This is a genomic window from Leptospira idonii, from assembly GCF_004770995.1.
Taxonomy (GTDB): Bacteria; Spirochaetota; Leptospiria; order Leptospirales; family Leptospiraceae; genus Leptospira_A; species Leptospira_A idonii.
In genome coordinates, this window is the sequence record NZ_RQHW01000069.1 from 1 (window position 1) to 2,481 (window position 2,481).

Sequence of the window (2,481 nt, forward strand, 5' to 3'; positions counted from 1 at the left end):
CTAAATGCCGGACCAATCATTTTTGATCCATTTGCTCTTTTCACGAAATATTTATTCTTATGTGTATAAAGATAAATTAGTAACCGACTTTTAACAGTCTTCAATTCCGAATATTTAGAGTTACTTAATTCTAACTTCTTTTGGATAAAGGAATAAAATTCTCCATTTGACACCATTTGCTTAAATTTCGATAATTCCTCCTTTGCTTTAAACTTTGAATCAATAGATAAGATTTGTCCTAAAAAAAAGTAATGCGCACTTGACATGTCCATTTCCTCTAGTTCCTCACCATCAACAGTAAGTAAATATCTTAGTCCTTTCATAGTATTAGAAACAAAGTGAAACATCCGAGAACTTTCATGTTTTTTTGTTATTCTCTTTTTTTTCGCATTGATCGCTTTTTGTAAGATAATAAACTTTTTCGCAACATTGCTTTCTTTATTTTGCAAAATAGAATTAATTTTTGCGAGTGACTCATTGTCATTCTTCAATGCAATTCGCCCAAGATTTGCTTTATTTAATTCCAGTTCTGGAAAATCGCTAAGTATAAATTTCTTTTTAAAATGCGCTCTAGCATCTCTATCAATCCGCATATCAACTTTCTTCTCAGATATTTTACCTTTTATTGTAAAACTTTTTGATTCAAGACCTGGAGTATAAAGTTCTCCCCTAGAAATAATTACCATTTTCGTCAGATAACTCAAATCCTCTAAATAATTCTTACCGAGTCGAAATTTTATAAAGCTAGAATGAAGAAATATTTTACCTTCTTTCTTTAGGTAAGAATGAGCCTGAGAAAGAAACAAAGTATATATTTCCTTTCTTTTACGATCGATATGTAATTTTCTCACTAACTCTCGGATATCATAATAAACTTTAACCCGAATTTTATCTTTATCACTCATAACTTTCCCTTCGCTTCAATGGCAATTCTCTAAGAAAGCCCTGTTTGTTATAGACAAAAAAGTGTCGTTTTTGAATACAAAAAAATAGAAAAAACTCAATAAAATAAGTGAATTATGGATATTTTCTGAAAAAAGTAGGAGAAAGATAAAATATGGGCTGGCGTAGCGTTTCGTGCATTGCAGTTGTTACTGTTGCAGTCATCATTGATCATTACATGTAGCAATATATGTAATCATTATCTTCATTGCTTACAGTATGTAGAAAATATTTGAAGAAATAAGTCATTCTTTATGGAAATAAGTTAACTATAGACTTAATTTCTCATAATAGAACATAAAAAAGGAAATCAATTCGAAGAATAAGAAGCTCAAAATACTTTTCCCTAATCTAACCCTTCCTCATCACCCAGAAGTCCCTAGAAATCGATTCTGAAGCAAAATAAGATAGGATATTATAGATTTCCGAATTAGAAAATAATTAATTTTCAGACAAGAGGCGAATTCATCTTAAGAAAAACAGAAATCCAATCAAAACTTATATCAAAAAGATTTTCTCAAAGTGGTCAGCGCATTTCAAATGCTTATTTTTTATACATCAATAAGCAAATGCATTGGACCCAAACAAAGAAATCTCAAAAGCAACTCATCTTAATTTAATAAAGTGAATTTTATAACCTTACCTCATCAAAAAAAACGTTAAAACTACCTTAATTCGCATTTTAGAAAATATTTAATTATAAAATTTAATTTTTTTTCACTACGGTAATATTTTTTTGAGAACAATTGCGATTTTCTGGATATAATAAGGGTATAAGAATATCTTTTTTCTAAACTGCTCTGGAATGCTTTTGCAGATGATGATGAGAGAAAAATATGCGAAATATGTGAAACGGGCGAACTATACCCAAAAAGGAAAATGAATGCAAAATAATTTAAAATCACTAAGCTCAAAAGAAAATTCACTCCGTATACTCGCTTCCAACTTCAACGACCTAATTCTTCCCTTAAAAGAAAGTAATTACGAAAAATTATTGATCACATTCGGAACCAGAACTTTGAATAATTCTTACATATCTCAAACTGACTTGGAATATTTAGTCTATAACTCTTTTGTAAAGCTAGAAGCAGATACCATCAGACCTATTTTAAGAAAATGGAAAATTAATTTCGATCTAAGCAATAAAGCCATTATTTATTTTCCTAGATTAGCGATTACTCACAGCTCTGATATATTTGATAAAGAAAATCACATTCATGTCTTAGCCCTAATGCCAAGGGAAGATATTCCACAACTTAAAGAACTTTACGAAAAAGAAATCACAAATTTCTGCAAACATAAATACGCTATTAAGCCAAATTTTCATTTCCAAATTTATAATGGTGATTCCTATGATTTTTTGAGCTATTCCCTGAGAAAAGAATACGACTCTGACAATACTTCCTGTTTCGATAGCCTAAGCACAAAGATCAGTCGTTTAAGTTTCGGCTCTTACAAGCATATTACCTTTAATGACCAACAACCTTTCATATCTCTTCACAAAAAATACAGTAGCACAATAACTCAAAGTCACAAACC

Annotated in this window: 2 protein-coding genes; one reads left to right on the plus strand and one right to left on the minus strand. The window is 30.0% G+C overall.

Annotation, left to right across the window (positions count from 1 at the left end):
- Positions 1-905: hypothetical protein (locus EHS15_RS16995; protein WP_135761791.1), on the minus strand; the 905-nt coding region annotated here is incomplete at its 3' end.
- Between the two features lie 920 nt (positions 906-1,825).
- Between EHS15_RS16995 and EHS15_RS17000 the strand changes: the two genes are divergently transcribed.
- Positions 1,826-2,481 (plus strand): hypothetical protein (locus EHS15_RS17000; protein WP_135761792.1); only part of this gene is annotated, 656 nt, incomplete at its 3' end.